Origin of the sequence: Solwaraspora sp. WMMB762, assembly GCF_049179115.1 — a bacterium.
Classification (GTDB): domain Bacteria; phylum Actinomycetota; class Actinomycetes; order Mycobacteriales; family Micromonosporaceae; genus Micromonospora_E.
Genome location: NZ_JBMHMD010000001.1, coordinates 3090613 through 3107625 on the forward strand (window position 1 = coordinate 3090613; position 17013 = coordinate 3107625).

The following is a 17013-nucleotide window of genomic DNA, read 5'->3' on the forward strand; positions in this document are numbered from 1 at the left end:
ACCTAGTCTCGCACGCGCAGGGCGCGTCCCAACGCCAGCGCCACCGCCCCGAACAGCAGCATGACGCCGATCACGGGGAGCAGCACGGCGACCGGCTGGGGCCAGCGCACCGGGGCCAGCGGGACCGCCTCCTCGACGGCGACCGGCAGGTAGCTGCCGCTCAGCCACCAGGCGAGCAGCGCACCGCCGAGCCCGGTCGCCGCGGCCAGCAGCACTGCGGGCAGACCGCTCCAGCGCAGCGAGCCGGCCGCCGACCGGGACGGCAGTCCCTGGGTCCGCAACGCGGTCAGGTCCTCGGCACGACGGCGCCGTTCGACCATGGCCAGCAGCACCATCCCGGAGCCGGCGAGGATCACCGCCAGGACGGCGGCGAGCAGGTGGAACCAGATCGCCAGGGCCGGTGCCTGCCGGTCCAACCCGGCCCGGACCTGCTCCGGGGTGAACTCGCCGGTAACGGTGAGCCCGGCCGCGTCCAGCTGCTCGGCGATGTCGGCCGGTGCCCGGGGACCGAGCCAGACCTGGGCCGTTTCGAGCCCGGTCTTCTCGGGCACCGCCCGTACGGCGTACTCCATGTCGACCAGGAAACCGCGGTCGCCCAACGCCGGCAGCGCCGGGACCGGGTCGACCTCGGACGTCAGCTGCGCACCGGTGGGTAGCAGCGCCGTGGTCGGGTTCAGCCCGGGCGGCCGGTTGTCGGCCAGGGCGGTCACCGCCGGCAGCGGGTACGGCGTGTCCGCCGGCAGCGCCCACGGGTCGGGGGCGGCCCCACCGGCGAGCAGTCGCAGCCCGTCCGGCCCGGCCTCGGACGGGCCACCGGACGGATCACGCCAGCGCTGCTCGTCGGTGAGCTCCGCCGGCCCGAGTAGCCGCTCCCCGTCGACGGAGAACTCGGTGAGGGTCACCTCACGGACCCGCGGGTCGACCTCGGTGTCCGGGTCGACCGCACCGGCGGTGTCCGGTTCGAGCCGGACGGACAGCCCGGCGAGCTGGCATCCGTCGGCGCACTCCACCGGAATCCGGTAGGTGTGCCGTCCCAGCCGGGCGAACGTGGCCTCGGCCGCCGCGCCGCCCGACGGCGACCGCAGGTGGACGGTGAACCGCACATCGTCGGCCGGACCGGTGCCCCGCGGGTCGGGCTGCCCCGGCTCCGCCGACGGGTCGGGCTGCCCCGAATCCGCCGTCGGGTCGGGCTGCTCCGGGGCGGCGTCGACGACGACCAGGTCCACCGAGATCTCCGTCCCGTCGACGGTGATCGGCGCCGTGGCGGCCGGTCGGCGCAGCGCCTCGGCGACGTCAGCGGGGCCGGCCGGGCCGAACTCGGGTCGCCAGCGGGCGGTTGCGGCCAGCGCCGACGTGTCGGCGAGCAGCGCCGGGGCGTCCGCGTCGGTGTCGGCGAAGCCGACCGCCATCGCGTACTCGCCGGTCGGGTCGACCGTCCGTACGGCCGTCAGCAGCGTGCCGGCGTCGACGGGCAGCAGGGTCAGCACCCGGTCCGCGCCGCTGCGCACCTCGGCCAGCGCCGCCCGTGATTGTCGGGCCACGTCGAACGCGCTGGCCGCGTAGCCGGTCAGCACCACGGTGACGGTGAGCAGGGTGAACAGCCGTTGGCTGGCCGGCTGCCGGGCCAGGTGCAGCAGCCCCAGCGCCGGGCCGAGCCGGCCCCGACGCAGCGCGACCGCGCCGAGCCGGCCGGTCAGCGGCGCCACCACCCGCGCCGCCAGCAACGCCACCGTGACCCCGATCAACGCCGGCACCAGCAGCGACACGCCGATCAGCTGGCTGTCGAACAGCCGCAGCTGCACCACGGCGACCACGGTCAGGGCCACCATCACCGTCTCCGCCAGCAACGAGGTCCAGAGACGGGACCGGGCCGGCACCCGGCGCAGCAGCTCGACGACCGGGCTGGCCAGCTCCCGGCGCTGGGCGGCCAGCACGGCGAGCAGCGCACCGACGAACGTGGCGCAGCCGGCCAGCACCGTCGCGCCCGAGGTGACCGGGGCGAACCGGCCCTCCTCCAGGCGCAGTCCGGCGAGCAGCCCGACGGCGACCGAGCCGAGCAGGTAGCCGACCGGCGCGCCGAGGGCGATGGCGGCCGCCGGCTCACCGGCGGCCAGCGTCCACCGGGTCCGCCGGGGGATCCCGCGCAGCGCGATCAGGCCCAGCTCGGTGCGGCGGGCCATGGTACCGGCGGCGACCGCGACGAAGACGACGAACAGGCAGAGGATCACCAGCGGGACGGCCGCGACCGGCACCACCTGCCGGGTCAGCGCCTGGGCCGACGAGATCCGCTCCAGCAGCGGTCCGACGTCGTCGGACAAGTAGACGTACCCGGCGCCGTCGGCGCGAACCTGCTCAGCGAGCCGGGTCAACTGCTCGCTGAGGCCCGCCAGCCGGTCCGGTCCCAACGCGTCGGCCTCGGCCAGCGCGTCCACGCCCCGGTAGTCGCTGCGCCGGTCCATGGCGTCGACGACGTACCGGCTGGTGAATACCGGTTCGCGGTAGGCGTCCAGGGCGCCGGGTACGAAGTACGGCGTCCGGCCCCAGTAGAGCGCGTCCGGGTCCACCGGTTCGTAGACGCCCACGACGGTGATTTCGGCCGGCGCCCCGCCCGGGCGGTAGATGCGCTGCGGCGGGACGTACTCGGCCCAGGTGATGGTGACCGGGGTACCCGGGGCCAGGTCCAGCCGGCGGGCCGTGTCCGCCCCGATCACGACCTCGTTCGGCGACATCAGACAACGCCCGGCGACCATCCGCAGGTTGGCGCAGACGTCCTCGCGAAAGACCAGGTAGGAGATGTCGGTGGCGACGGGTTCCAGCCCGAGCATCGGCATCTGTACGGTGTAGACGGTGCGGAAGCCGGGCAGGTCGAGCACGGCGCCGGTGACCGCCAGGAGGCCGGCTTCCTCCCCGGGTAACACGTCGGGGATGGACAGGCTGACCGTGCGGTCGCCGCGGTCGGCCGCGTCGAGCTCCGCCGCCACGACGGCCCGGTCGGCGGCGGCCAGGTACGCCGGGCCGGTCACCGCGGCGGCGGTGGCGAACGCGCTCAGCAGGAAGACGACCAGCGCCTGCCCGCGCCGGGCGGCGAGCATCGACAGCAGCAGGGAGATCATCCGACGTCTCCGTCCCGGTCGCCGGCCGTGGGCGGGTTCGGACCGGCCGGCGGACCGACCCGGGAACCGGCCGGCGGGCCGACCCGCAAGTCGACGGCCCGGACCAGCCGGGCACCGGCGAACGCGGCCGCCGCACCGAGCACCCCTGCCGCCACGAGCACGCTGACCAGCAACGGGACGGCCTGCGGACCGATCCGCAGCGGCAGTGCGGCCCAGTTGTCGACGAAGATCGGCATCGTCTGCCGGATCGGCAGTTGGGCGAGCACGGTGGCCACCAGGCCGACGACCACCGCGAGCGTCACGGCGACGGCGTATCCGCCGTAGGCGATCCGGGTGACGGCGCGGGCCGGTAGCCCCTGCGCCCGCAGAGCGGCCAGCTCGGCGGCCCGGTCGTCGCGTTCCACCGCGGCGACCACCGCGAGCGCCCCGGCCGCCAGCAGCAGCCCGATCAGTCCGGCGGCCAGCTGGAACCGCAGCGCCGATGGCGGACCCTGGCGGCCGAGCTGCTCAATCACCGCCGCCCGGGAGTCGGTGCCGATGATGGTCAACCCTTCGGCGGTGAGCCGGTCGGTCAGGTCCCCGGGCGCGTCGGGGGCGAGCCAGACCTGCGGCACGTCGCCGGCGCCCGCTCCGTCGGCCAGCCGGTCGGCCCGTTCCAGGTCGACCAGGTAGCCGCGCTGGCGGGCCTGCGGCAACGCGGCGGCCACCGACACGTACCGCACCGGCAGCTCGGCACCGCCGAACACGGCGAGCCGGGGCTCGCCCGGGACGTCCGGGGCGAGCTCCGGCCCGGAGCGCACCACCGGCACCGGCACCGGCGCGTCGATCGGATGGATCCGGGTGGACCGCTCCCGGTACACCCCGCCCGGTGGCGGGGTGGTGAGGGTCACGCCGTCCGGCCCGGCGCTGATCCGGGGGCCGAGGGCGCCACCGGCGACCGCGCCGCGCCAGTTTCCGATGTCGCCGAGGTACGCCGCGTCCAGCCGAGGTGTGGTGGCCCCGGCCAGATCGTGCAGGGTGATCGTGAGATCGGGTTCGGCCAGCACCGGTACGCCGTTCCAGGCTGGTTGGACCAGTTCGAGTGACGCCAGCCGGCAGCCGTCCGGGCCGCATCCGGTCACGGTGGCGGGATGCTCGGCACGATCGGTGCCGAGCGGGCCGAAGACCACCTGCACCGGGTCTCCGGCCGGGTCGACCAGGTGCGCGACGACGCTGACCGGCACCTCGTCCGGCCCGGCGGCGGTCAGGACCAGGGGTCCGTCGCCGACCCGGACCTCGCTGGCCGGCGGGGTGAGCGCGGCGGCGACCTCGGCGGCGACCTGGCCGTAGCCGGGGTGCCAGGCGGCGACCTGGGCGAACCGGGAGGCGTCGACGGCGAGCACGTACTGGGCCGACCCGGGATTGTTGCCGACCACCGCCATCGCGTACCGGCCGGACGGGTCGGCGGCACGGACCGCGGCCAGCAGGTGGGCCCGGCTGCGGGCCTGCACGGTGAGCACCTGGTCGGCGCCGGTGGCGTGGGTGGCCCGGACGGCCCGCGCGGAGACCGACTCGGTCCAGCCGCCGATCGCGGTGCCGAGCAGTGCCACCCCGACGGTGAGCAGGGCGACCAGCCGCGCGGTCCCCGGCCGGCGGGCCAGGTGCAGCGCGGCCAGCGCGGCGGGCAGCCGACCGGCGCGCAGCAGGGCCGCCGCGGCCCGACCGGCCGCCGGGGTGGCCGCCCGGCCGGCGATCAGCGCGATTGCCAGGGCCAGCAACGCCGGGGCGAGCAGCACCAGAGCACCGGCCTCGTCCGGCTCAGCCGCGCCGACGTACGCCTGGTAGAGCCCGGCCCCGGCGACGGCCACCGCGATCAGGTCGACGACATCGGCCCGCCAGCCGCGCTGCCGGGCCGGCACGTGCCGGAGCAGATCCACCACTCCGGCCCGGGCGTTGCGCAGGTCGGCGGCGATCGCGGCGACCAGCGCGCCGGCGACGGCGGTGCCGGTCGCGGCGAGGGCTAGCCGGGCGGCGGAGCCGACCTGCTCCGGGTCCGGGCCGGCACCGGCGAGCAGCCGGGCGACCAGCAGGCCGGCGGCGGCACCGACCAGCGCGCCGACGATCATCGGCAGCCCGCTCTGGCCCACCGTGAGCAGCCACACCCGCCACCGGGCACCGCCGCGCAGTTTGACCAGTCCCAGGTCACGGCGGCGGTGTTCGGCGGTGTGTCGGACGGCGAAGAACAGGGCGAACCAGGACAGCAGCAGGAGTTGCCCGGCGGCGACGGCGACACCGAGCTCGACCAGTTGGCGGTGGCGGGCGATCTGGTCCACCAGGATCGCCGCGTCGGTGCGGACCTGCCAACGGCCGACGACGCCACCACCGTCGGACCGGCGGACCTCGGTGGCCAGGTCGACTCCGGCGAGGTAGGCGGCGGCCGGCAGCACCAGGTGGTGGGCGGCGAAGAGGTTGTCCGCCGGTACGGCGGCCAGCGTGCCGGCGGTGGCGAAGACCGGGTCACCGTTGTCGGCGTCGGTACCGCCGCCGCCGAGGTCGTCGAACGCCCAGTACGGCTCGCCCGGATCGGTCACCTGGTAGGTCCCGGTGACGGTGAGGAGCACCGGGGCGCTGCGGCTCGCCCGATGGGTGACCTGGTCGCCGACCCCGACGCCGAGCCGTTCGGCGCTGCGTGCGCTGAGCAACGCCTCGCCGGGGCGCTGCGGGCAGGTGCCGGTGACGGTCAGGTGTTCGCAGACCTGCTCCCGGTGCGTCAGGTTGGCGGCCAGCGCGGCCTGGCCGCTGGCGACGGTCCCGGTGCTCCACACCGAACTGCTCGCCGCCGAGCCCGGATAGCCGATCCGCTCGGCGCCGGCGTCCCGGGCCCGGTCGATCAGGTCGGCGCCGGTGGCGTCGAGTTCGGTGCGGTCTCCGGCGGCCGGGTCGACCTGCTGGTCGGCGGCGACTTCGGCGGCGGTGGCGGCGACCCGGCCGGTGGCGCGGGCGGCCAGCAGGTTGGGGCCGGCCGCGTCGACCGCGGCCTCGGCGACGGTACGGGTGGTCGCCGCCGCGTACCAGGGGGCGGCGGTGGTGGCGGTGACCGCGAGTGCGGTGAGCACCAGCAGGGCGACGGCCTGGCCGGCCCGGGCCCGGACCGCGCCGACGAGCAGTGCGAACACTCAGACTCCTGTGCCGTCGACGCCGTCGGGCAGCAGACCGGGCGGGGCGGCCCCGCCCACGACCAGGGTTACCGCGCCGTCGGCCTGGGCCACCCGCAGCAGGGTGCCGGGTGGGAAGTCGCCGAGCACCTCGGGCGGTAGTTGCACCGTGCCGTCGCCGGCCACCACCGCGAAGTCCTCACCGTCGCGGCCCTCGGCGCCGACCCGGCCGTCCCGGATGGTCACCGCCCGACCGAGCCGGGCACCCACCTGCGCGTCGTGGGTCACCACCACGATCGTGGTCTCCCGTTCCCGGTTGATCGTCTCCAGCGCGTCGAGCACTTCGTCGCGGCCCCGGGTGTCGAGTTGGCTGGTCGGTTCGTCGACCAGCAGCAGGCCGGGCGAGGCGGCGACGCCGACGGCGAGCGCGGCCCGCTGCCGGGCGCCCGGCGTCAGCTCGGCGAGCCGGTCATTGCCGCGGCCGGGCAACCCGACCAGGTCGAGGATGCGGTCCGGGTCGTCCAGGTCGATGCCGGCGGTGGCGGCGGCCCGCCGCTGGGCCAGCCAGACGTTGCGGCGCAACGTCGCGTACGGCAGCAGGTTGCGGGCGGCGCCCTGCAGCACCACGCCGATCTGGGTGCCCCGCAGCCGGGCGACCTCCCGGTCGGAGAGCTTGCCCAGGTCGTAGCTGCCGACGCTGACCCGCCCGGCGGACGGGCGCATCAGCCCGGCGAGCAGCGCCACCAGGGTCGATTTGCCGGAGCCGGACGGGCCGACCAGGGCGAGCATCTCCCCGGGGTTGATCCGCAGGTCGACGCCGGAGAGCGCGACCACATCGCCGGCCTCGCCCCGGTAGATCTGCACCACCCGTCGGCAGCTCACCGCAAGTCCCGTCACGGCGTACTGCCTACCATGAATCCCCCGGAACCGCTGCCCCCGGTCGGCGGCCGGCAGCGGCCGGGCGCAGGTCAGGAGCGCGGGGCCGGATCAGAAGCGGGCCGGCTCCCGGTAGACGCCCCACTCGGCGCGCAGCGCGTCGCAGATCTCGCCGAGGGTCGCCTCGGCGCGGACCGCGTCGAGCATCGCCGGCACCATGTTGTCGCCGCCCCGGGCAGCGGTGACCAGGTCGCCGAGGCGGCGGCGGACCAGCGCGTCGTCCCGGTCGGCCTTACGGGCGGCCAGCAGCCGACGCTGCTCGACCTCCACCTCGTGGGAGATCCGCAGGATCTCCAGCTCCTTGGCGACCGTACCGGTGTGGCAGTTGACGCCGACGATCTTCTTCCGGCCGTCCTCCACCGCCTGCTGGTACGCGAACGCCGCCTCGGCGATCTGCCCGGTGAACCAGCCGTCCTCGATGCCCCGCAGGATGCCGGAGGTCATCGGCCCGATCGGGTGCGGGCCGTCGCCGCCGAGCTGGCGGATGCGGGCGAAGATCTCCTCCGCCTCGGCCTCGATCCGGTCGGTGAGCGCCTCGACGTACCAGGCGCCGCCGAGCGGGTCGGCGACGTTGGCCACCCCGGTCTCGTCCATCAGCACCTGCTGGGTCCGCAGCGCGATCTCCGCCGACTCGTCGGTGGGCAGTGCCAGGGTTTCGTCGAGGGCGTTGGTGTGCAGCGAGTTGGTGCCGCCGAGCACGGCGGCGAGCGCTTCGACCGCCGTACGCACCACGTTGTTGACCGGTTGCTGCGCGGTCAGTGACACCCCGGCGGTCTGGGTGTGGAACCGCAGCCACAGGGCCCGTTCGTCGGTGGCGCCGTAGACCTCGCGCAGCCAGCGGGCCCAGATCCGTCGGGCGGCGCGGAACTTGGCGATCTCCTCGAAGAAGTCGACGTGCGCGTCGAAGAAGAAGCTCAGGCCGGGGGCGAACCGGTTGACGTCCAGCCCACGGGAGAGCCCCAGCTCGACGTAGCCGAAGCCGTCGGCGAGGGTGTACGCCAGCTCCTGCGCGGCGGTGGAGCCGGCCTCCCTGATGTGGTATCCGGAGACCGACAGCGGCTTGTAGCGCGGGATCCGCCGCGCGCAGAACTCCATCAGGTCGCCGATCAGCCGTAGGTGCGGCTCGGGGCCGAACAGCCACTCCTTCTGGGCGATGTACTCCTTGAAGATGTCGGTCTGCAGGGTGCCGTCCAGGGTGGCCAGGTCGGCGCCCTGGCGTTCGGCGGCGACCAGGTACATGCAGAACACCGGCACCGCCGGCCCGGAGATGGTCATCGAGGTGGTGACCGCCGCCAGGTCGATGCCGTCGAAGAGCACGTCCATGTCGGCGGCGGAGTCGATCGCCACCCCGCAGTGGCCGACCTCGCCGAGTGACTGCGGGTCGTCGGAGTCGCGGCCCATCAGCGTCGGCATGTCGAACGCCACCGACAGTCCGCCGCCGCCGGCACCGAGGATCATCTTGTAGCGCTCGTTGGTCTGCCGGGCGTTGCCGAAGCCGGCGAACTGCCGGATGGTCCAGGTCCGCCCCCGGTAACCGGTCGGATACAACCCCCGGGTGTACGGGTACTCGCCCGGCCAGCCGATCCGCTCGAAGCCGGGGTGGTCGGTGCCGTCGGGCGGACCGTAGACCGGGTCCACCGCCGCGCCGGACAGCGTGGTGAAGTCCGCGTCCCGCTTCTTCGCGGCGTCGTAGCGGGCCTGCCAGCGGGCGCGACCGGCGGCGATCTGTTCGGCGTCCATCGAAGGGCCTCCTCGGGTCCGGGCGGATCCGAGTCTAGAGCCCGTACTGAACGATCGCTAAGCCCACTGGCTGAGATCGTCGACGGACACCACCTCAGCCGGCCGGCCGCAGCCGCCGCCGGACATGGTCGGCCGCCTCGTCCACCGGCACCCGCGCCGTCTCCCCGGTGGCCCGGTCGGTCACCTCGACCACGCCCTCGGCCAGCGACCGCTTGCCGACCGTCACCCGCAACGGGATGCCGACCAGCTCGACGTCACGGAACTTCACCCCGGCCCGCTCCGCTCGGTCGTCGATCACCACATCCACCCGCTCGTCGCGCAGCCACTGGTAGATTCGCTCGCCGATTTCGGCCGCCGGACCATCGTCGACCTGGGCGACGACCACCGCCACCTCGAACGGGGCGACCGCCGCCGGCCAGACGATGCCCTTGGCGTCGTGGTGGCTCTCCACGATCGCCGCCATCGCCCGCTCCACCCCGATCCCGTAGCTGCCCATCACCACCGGAATCCGGTTGCCGGCCGGGTCGAGCACCGACGCGTCCAGCGCCTCGCTGTAGCGCTGGCCGAGCTTGAAGATGTGCCCGACCTCGATCGCCCGGCGTACCCGCAGCGGCTCCCCGCACGTCACGCACGGCTGGCCGGCGGCCACCTCGCGCAGGTCGGCCCAGACGCCGACGCCGACGTCCCGGTCGACGTCGACGCCACGAAGATGGACGCCGTCGACGTTGGCGCCGGTGAACATGTCCCGCCGGCCGCGCAACGCCTCGTCGGCGATCACCGGCAGACCCGTCACCCCGACCGCACCCAGGCTGCCCGGGGCCGCGCCCAGCGCCGCCCGGATCTCGTCGGGGTGCGCCGCCCGCAGCTGCGCCGCACCGGTGGCATCGGCCAGCTTCTGGTCGTGCAGCGGGTGGTCACCGCGCAGCAGCACCAGGGTCAGCTGGCCGTCGAGCACGTACACCAGGGTCTTGATCTGCCGGTCGGCCGGCGCGGCGAAGCGCACCGCGAGGTCGTCGATGGTCCGTACGCCCGGGGTGTCGAACGGCTGCGGGGCGGCGGACCCGGCGGCGTCCGACGATGGATCGAGCCGCGAGGTCGCCTTCTCCAGGTTCGCCGCGTAGCCACAGGCCGGGCAGTCGACCACCTGGTCCTCGCCGGTCGGTGCCGGGCACATGAACTCGACCGACGCCGACCCGCCCATCGCGCCGCTGGACGCCTGCACCGCCACCGCCGGGATACCCAGGCGGTCGAAGATCCGCCGGTACGCGTCGTGATGCAGGTCGAAGGACCGGTCCAGCCCGGCCCGGTCCAGGTCGAAGCTGTACGAGTCCTTCATGGTGAACTCGCGGGTGCGCATCAGCCCCGCCTTGGGCCGGGGTTCGTCCCGGAACTTGGTCTGGAACTGGTACCACAGCTGCGGCAGCTCCCGGTAGGAGTTCAGCTCCCGGGCAAGGGTCGTGAACACCTCCTCGTGGGTCATGCCCAACGCCAGATCGGCGCCTCTGCGGTCACGCAGCCGGAACATCTCCTCACCCATCGAATCCCACCGGCCGGTCCGGCGCCAGATCTCCGCCGGATGCAACGCGGGCAGGCTGAACTCCTGGGCTCCGATCCGCGTCATCTCGTCGCGGATCACCTCGATCACCTTCGCCCGTACCCGCACCGCCAGCGGCAGCAGCGAGTAGTGGCCGGCCATCAACTGCCGCAGGTAGCCGGCCCGCAGCAGCAGCCGGTGGCTCGGCGCGTCGGCCTCCGCCGGGTCCGCACGCAACGTAGGCACGTGCAGTTGGGACCAACGCATGGTCGCTCTTCCTCACTTCCGGCGGCGGCGTTCAGCAACGACACAGGGTAAACCGGGTTGGGTTCCAGGTAGCGCGGTGCTGGCCGGTCAGGTCCCCGACGACAACGTCTCCTACCGTGCGTACCGGTGCGCCCGGCCCGGTCGTCCTGACCGGCCTATGCTCGACGGCGTGGACTTGCGGATCTTCACCGAACCTCAACAGGGCGCCAGCTACCAGCAGCTTCTCGCGGTGGCCCGATGCGCCGAAGACGCCGGATACGACGCCTTCTTCCGGTCCGACCACTATCTGGCGATGGGCGACAGCGACGGGCTGCCCGGCCCCACCGACGCCTGGACGACCCTTGCCGGGCTCGCCCGGGACACCAGTCGGATCCGGCTCGGCACCCTGATGACCGCCGCCACCTTCCGCTACCCCGGCCCGCTGGCGATCACCGTCGCCCAGGTCGACGAGATGAGCGGCGGGCGGGTCGAGTTCGGCATCGGAGCCGGCTGGTTCGCCGCCGAGCACACCGCGTACGCGGTCCCGTTCCCGTCGCTGGCCGAGCGGTTCGACCGGCTCGACGAGCAGCTGGCGGTCATCACCGGCCTGTGGGAGACCCCGGTCGGCGACACCTTCGACTTCCAGGGCAGGTACTACCAGGTCACCGACTCACCGGCGCTGCCCAAGCCGGTGCAGCGGCCCCGGCCGCCGGTGCTGCTCGGTGGGAAGGGCCGCCGTCGGACCCCGCAGCTGACCGCCCGCTACGCCGACGAGTTCAACGTGCCGTTCGAGAGCCTCGCCGAGTCGGCACGGCTGTTCCAGCAGGTGCGGGCGGCCTGCGCCGAGACCGGCCGCGATCCGGACGGCCTGCGGCTGTCCAACGCGCTGGTGCTGTGCTGCGGTCGCGACGACGCCGAGGTGGCGCGACGGGCGGCGGTCATCGGCCGGGAGCCGGACGAGCTGCGCGCGAACGGCCTGGCCGGCACGCCGGCCGAGGTGGTGGACAAGATCGGCCGGTACGCCGAGATCGGCACCCAACGGATCTACCTGCAGGTACTCGACCTGGCCGACCTCGACCACATCGAACTCGTCGCCGCGCAGGTGGCACCGCAGTTGTGACCCGCTGCTGGGCCGGCCGGTGTCGGAATGCCGGCCGTGTCGGCTTGGTGGCTGCCGCAGCCGGCGCAGCGCCGAGAATCACCCGATGTGGTTGCCACGGAACCTTCCCGCTCCGTACGCGGATGATCTTGACTGGGTGTTGTTCGAGCAGTCCGGCGTGCTCACCTCGACGCAGGCCACTCAACACCTGGGCCGGTCCGGGCTGCGCCGACGTATCGATCGTGGGCAGTGGCGGCGGATCTGCACCGGAATCGTGTCCACCAGCAACGGGCCGCTGACCGCCGAGCAGACGCTCTGGGTGGCCGTGCTGTTGGCTGGCCCGACTGCGCTGCTGGGCGGGCTCACCGCGGCCCGTGAGGGAGGGCTGCGCTTCGCGGGCGGCGCGGGTCCGATCCAGGTACTGGTCGACGGTGATCGGCAGTACCCGGATCTACGTCGTCGGTTGCCCCTCGACATGCCGGCCGTGCTGGTCCGGCGGACCACGGTGCTGCCCGAGGAGCACCGCCAGGTGGGTCGCCCGATGCGTACCAGCATGGCGCGGTCGCTGGTCGATGCCGCCGGATGGGCCCGTTCCGACGACGAGGCGCAGGCGATCATCGCCGCCGGATGCCAGCAACGCCGGGTCGTTCCGGCGGAGATCCTCGCCGCCCTACGCTGGCTGCCCCGGGTCCGGCGACGCCGGCTGATCGCCGCTGCGGCGGCGGACGCCGATGGTGGGGCGACCGCGCTGTCCGAGATCGATCTTGTCCGGCTCTGCCGGCGGCACCGACTGCCGCCACCGGATCTGCAGCAGCGGCGCAAGGACCGGGCCGGACGGGTGCGCTACCTCGACGCGTACTGGCGTCGGTGGCGACTGCACGTGGAGATCGACGGAGCACACCACATGGACGTACGCGAGTGGGCGGCGGACATGCGGCGGCAGAACGACGTGTGGATCGCTGGCGACCGGATCCTCCGTTTCCCGGCCTATCTGATCCGGGTACGCCCAGCCGAAATCGTCGACCAGTTGAGCGCAGCGCTCCGAGCGGCGGGGTGGCCGGGCTGAACCTGCCCGCGCCGCCCGAGTTCGCCGCGGCACCGCCCGAGTTCGCCGCGATCTAGAAGAATCATGGTCGATATACCGGCCAGATCCTTCTAGATCACTTGTAGATCGGGCCACGGCCGGGTCAGTTCCGCCCGCCCGTCGAGCAGGTGCAGTTCGGCGTCGCAGGCGGCAGCCGCCTCCGAGTCGTGGGTAGCGAAGACGACGGCTGCACCCCGGTCGGCCTCGGCCCGTAGTAGGTCGAGAACCAGCTGCCGGTTGGCCGCGTCCAGCTCGCTGGTCACCTCGTCGGCGAGCAGCACGTCACCGCGTAGCGCCAGTGCCCGGGCCAGCGCGGTCCGCTGCTGCTGGCCGCCGGAGAGCTCCTCGACGAGTTGGTCGGTCTGACCGGCGAGGCCGAGCCGGTCGAGTGCCGCCGCGCCGGCCCGCCGCGCTTCCGCCGGGCTCATCCCGACAGCGATCAGCGCCACCTGCAGGTTCTCCCCTGCGGTCAGTACGGCGGCGAGGCCGTTGTCCTGTGGGACCAGCACGACCTTGCGGTCCACGGCGTGGTCGCGGTCGCGCAGCGGTTCACCGCCGAGCGAGATGGTTCCGCCGATCGGCCGCAGCAGGCCGGCCATCGCCGACAGCAGGGTCGTCTTGCCCGCGCCGGACGGCCCGGTGACTGCCAGCAGGTGGCCGGGTCGCACGGTCAGCGTCACGTCACGCAGCACCGGCTCGGCACCGAGGTAGCCGACGGAGGCAGCCGCGAGCTTGATGATCGGCAGATCGACGGTGGTAGGCACCCGCCGACCCTAGCGGACCTAGCATCGGCGCGCCGACCGCGCGTGCGGGAGCAGCCGGGCCAGCCCGGGGCGGCATACGGAGCCGGGTCAGCACCGCGCGGAAGTGCGGGGTCGGCCCGGTCAGCTCGGCGTCGGGGCGGGCCCGGTCAGCTCGGTGAGCAGCCGGTCGGCGGCGGCGTACGGGTCGAGCCGGCCGGCGAGCACCTCGGCGGCGAGTTCGGCGGGCAGCGTACCGCCGCGCAGTGAGCTTATCCGCCCGCGCAGCGTGCCGAGCGCGATCGCCTCGACCTCGGCGGCGACCCGCCGGGCCCGACGGGCGGTGAGCTCGCCCCGGCCGGCCAGCCAGTCGCGGTGCCGTTCGATCGCGCCTACCAGATCGTCGAGACCGTCGCCGTTGGCGGCCACGGTCCGCAGCACTGGCGGACGCCAGCCGCCCGGGGCGGTGGCGGTCAGCGCGAGCATGCCCTTCAAGTCCCGTACGGTGCCGTCGGCGCCGTCCCGGTCGGCCTTGTTGACCACGAAGATGTCGGCGATCTCCAGGATGCCGGCCTTCACCGCCTGCACGGCGTCGCCCATGCCGGGGGCGAGCAGCACCACCGTGGTGTCGGCCAGCCCGGCCACCTCGACCTCGGCCTGCCCGACGCCGACCGTCTCGATCAGCACCACGTCGCAGCCGACGCCGTCGAGGACCCGCACCGCCGCCGGGGTCGCCGACGACAGCCCGCCGAGGTGGCCCCGGCTGGACATCGAGCGGATGTACACGCCCGGGTCGGTGGCGTGGTCCTGCATCCGTACCCGGTCGCCGAGGATCGCCCCGCCGGTAAACGGGCTGGACGGATCGACGGCGAGGACGCCGACCCGCAGGTTCCGGCCACGCAGCACCCGGACCAGCTCGCTGGTGGTGGTCGACTTGCCGACGCCGGGAGCGCCGGTCAGCCCGACGACCAGGGCGTGCCCGGTGTGCCCGGCGAGCTCGGCGGCGATCTGCGGCAGCTGCGGCCCGCCGGACTCGACCAGCGTGATCAGCCGTGCGACGGACCGGGCGTCGCCGGCGCGGGCCCGCCGGACGAGATCCGGTACGTCGCGGGAGCCGCCCCTGCTCACCTGGCGGTCGGCGCCCGCAGTCACCTCGCGGTCAGCGCCCGCAGTCACTTCGCGGTCGGCACCCGCAGGATCAGGGCGTCGCCCTGCCCGCCGCCACCGCAGAGCGCGGCGGCGCCGGTCCCACCGCCGCGCCGACGCAGCTCCAGCGCCAGGGTCAGCGCCAGTCGGGCGCCGGACATGCCGATCGGGTGACCGAGAGCGATCGCGCCGCCGTTGACGTTCACGATGCCCGGATCGACGTCGAGGTCCCGGGTCGACTGGACGCCGACGGCGGCGAACGCCTCGTTGATCTCGATCAGGTCGAGGTCGGCGACGGTCATCCCGGCCTTGCCGAGGGCGTGCCGGATGGCGTTGGACGGCTGGGAGTGCAGCGAGTTGTCCGGGCCGGCGACGTTGCCGTGCGCTCCGATCTCGGCGATCCAGTCGAGGCCGAGCGCCTCGGCCCGGGACCGGCTCATCACCACCACGGCGCACGCGCCGTCCGAGATCGGTGACGAACTGCCGGCGGTGATGGTGCCGTCCGGGGTGAAGGCGGGACGGAGCCGGGCCAGCGTCTCGACGGTGGTGTCCGGCCGGATCCCCTCGTCGTTGAGCAGCCGGACCGGGTCGCCCTTACGCTGCGGCACCTCGACCGGGGTGATCTCCTCGGCGAAGACGCCGTTCTTCTGGGCGTCAGCGGCCCGCTGGTGGCTGGTGGCGGCGAAGGCGTCCTGCTCGGCCCGGCTGATGCCGAGCCGGGTGCCGTGCCGCTCGGTCGACTCGCCCATCGCGCAGCAGTCGAACACGTCGGTCAGCCCGTCCAGGGCCATGTGGTCGGCGACCACCACATCGCCGTACTTGTAGCCGGCGCGCTGGCCGCGCAGCAGATGCGGCGCGTTGGTCATCGATTCCATCCCGCCGGCCACCACGACGTCGAACTCGCCGGCCCGGATCAACTGGTCGGCGAGCGCGATCGCATCGAGACCGGAAAGGCAGACCTTGTTGATGGTGAGCGCGGGTACGCTCATCGGGATACCGGCGCCGACCGCGGCCTGCCGGGCCGGCATCTGGCCGGTGCCGGCCTGGAGCACCTGGCCCATGATGACGTACTGCACCTGACCGGGGTCGACGCCGCCGCGACCGAGAGCGGCGGAGATCGCGGTCGAGCCGAGGGCGGTGGCCGGGAAGTCCTTCAGGTTGCCGAGCAACCGGCCCATCGGGGTGCGTGCGCCGCTGACGATCACCGAGGTCATGGGGTTCCGCCTCCGCACAGTGGGACAAGGCCGGGGTGCCGGCAACAACTTAACGATGGTTCGGTCAGACTATCGCCATGACGGAAGAAGCTCCCGCCGAGGCCGCTGCGGACTATGTCACAGACATCGGCCTGCTGAAGATCGATCATGTCGGGATCGCGGTGGCGGATCTGGACACCGCGCTCGATTTCTACACCCGGACCTTCGGCATGCGCTGCGTACACCTGGAAGTCAATCACGCCCAAGGGGTACGCGAGGCCATGCTCGCCGTCGGGCCGGTGCCCGACGGCGGCCAGGTGCAGCTGCTCGCCCCGTTGTCTCCCGAGTCGACCATCGCCAAGTTCCTGGACCGCAACGGCCCCGGGATGCAGCAGTTGGCGTACACGGTGGTGGACATCGACGCGGCGTGCGCCGCGCTGCGCGAGCGCGGACTGCGGCTGCTCTACGACGCACCCCGGCCGGGCACCGCCGGTTCGCGGATCAACTTCGTGCACCCGAAGGACGCCGGCGGCGTCCTGGTCGAGCTGGTCCAGCCGGCCGCGGCCCCGGCCCAGCCGGCCTGAGCCACGGACCGGCCCGGTCGGCCCTGGGCCACGGACCGGGCCGGTCGGCCCTGGGCCACGGACCGGGCCGGTCGTGCCGACCGGGCCGACCAGTTCCGGTCCACTGATGGCGATCGACGGACCGGAACTGGTCGGTCGGTAATGCCGAAAGGAAGCGGACCGACAACTTCACCGGTTTTCAGGTACGGCGTCCCGGCGGCGGGCCACCCGGCGTGACACCGGCGGCGGAACGGTTCGCTGGCGGGCGGCCCGCAGTCCGGGCATGACCCCACCCGACGTTGCCGGCGTTGCCCGGAGCCACCCAGAGGAACCGCTCTGAGCTGGGCAGACGTCGCCCTGACCGGGCTCCGGACAGGGTGGACGGCGATGACCCGACCACCAGAAAGACTTCGTTCCGTACGCGGACGCCTACAATTCGTATACCGATCGCCGGTCGGTCAGGAAAAGATGACCATGTCGGCTAT

At 73.7% G+C, this 17013-nt stretch carries 11 protein-coding genes; 3 read left to right on the forward strand and 8 right to left on the reverse strand.

Annotation, left to right across the window (positions count from 1 at the left end; translation table 11 throughout):
• Positions 1-2 precede the first annotated feature (2 nt).
• From ACN27J_RS13595 to ACN27J_RS13615, 5 genes are all read right to left on the reverse strand, one after another.
• Positions 3-3113 carry an FtsX-like permease family protein gene (locus ACN27J_RS13595; protein WP_421366522.1) on the reverse strand — a complete coding sequence of 1037 codons (3111 nt, stop codon included), beginning with the start codon at positions 3111-3113 and terminating at the stop codon, positions 3-5.
• A complete protein-coding gene (locus ACN27J_RS13600) occupies positions 3110-6268 on the reverse strand; it encodes an ABC transporter permease (protein WP_421366524.1) in 3159 nt (1052 codons plus the stop codon). The genes ACN27J_RS13595 and ACN27J_RS13600 overlap by 4 nt, the downstream gene beginning before the upstream one ends.
• Positions 6269-7144 carry an ABC transporter ATP-binding protein gene (locus ACN27J_RS13605; RefSeq protein WP_416556177.1) on the reverse strand — a complete coding sequence of 292 codons (876 nt, stop codon included), beginning with the start codon at positions 7142-7144 and terminating at the stop codon, positions 6269-6271.
• A gap of 90 nt (positions 7145-7234) precedes the next feature.
• A complete protein-coding gene (locus ACN27J_RS13610) occupies positions 7235-8923 on the reverse strand; it encodes an acyl-CoA mutase large subunit family protein (RefSeq protein ID WP_421366526.1) in 1689 nt (562 codons plus the stop codon).
• Between the two features lie 94 nt (positions 8924-9017).
• Complete coding sequence (locus tag ACN27J_RS13615; protein WP_421366528.1) at positions 9018-10724, reverse strand: proline--tRNA ligase; 1707 nt, start codon at positions 10722-10724, stop codon at positions 9018-9020.
• Between the two features lie 169 nt (positions 10725-10893).
• Here ACN27J_RS13615 and ACN27J_RS13620 point away from each other — a divergent pair, with 169 nt between their 5' ends.
• Positions 10894-11823, forward strand: coding sequence for an LLM class F420-dependent oxidoreductase (locus ACN27J_RS13620; protein ID WP_421366530.1), 930 nt, complete (start codon positions 10894-10896; stop codon positions 11821-11823).
• Between the two features lie 85 nt (positions 11824-11908).
• Positions 11909-12868 (forward strand): hypothetical protein, encoded by a 960-nt coding sequence (locus ACN27J_RS13625; RefSeq protein WP_421366532.1) that lies wholly within the window; start codon positions 11909-11911, stop codon positions 12866-12868.
• Between the two features lie 89 nt (positions 12869-12957).
• Here the strand turns inward: ACN27J_RS13625 and ACN27J_RS13630 are convergent, their stop codons facing one another.
• The 3 genes from ACN27J_RS13630 to ACN27J_RS13640 form a co-directional block, all read right to left on the reverse strand.
• Entirely contained in the window at positions 12958-13626 is a 669-nt protein-coding gene (locus tag ACN27J_RS13630; RefSeq protein WP_421372223.1) for an ABC transporter ATP-binding protein, read from the reverse strand.
• 144 nt (positions 13627-13770) lie between these two features.
• Positions 13771-14778: a methylmalonyl Co-A mutase-associated GTPase MeaB gene (gene meaB / locus ACN27J_RS13635; RefSeq protein ID WP_421372224.1), complete on the reverse strand. Its 1008-nt coding sequence runs from the start codon at positions 14776-14778 to the stop codon at positions 13771-13773.
• A 20-nt stretch (positions 14779-14798) separates the two neighbouring features.
• Positions 14799-15986 carry an acetyl-CoA C-acetyltransferase gene (locus ACN27J_RS13640; RefSeq protein ID WP_421366533.1) on the reverse strand — a complete coding sequence of 396 codons (1188 nt, stop codon included), beginning with the start codon at positions 15984-15986 and terminating at the stop codon, positions 14799-14801.
• Positions 15987-16063: 77 nt separating this feature from the next.
• Here ACN27J_RS13640 and mce point away from each other — a divergent pair, with 77 nt between their 5' ends.
• Complete coding sequence (gene mce / locus ACN27J_RS13645; RefSeq protein WP_278171113.1) at positions 16064-16549, forward strand: methylmalonyl-CoA epimerase; 486 nt, start codon at positions 16064-16066, stop codon at positions 16547-16549.
• Positions 16550-17013 lie beyond the last annotated feature (464 nt).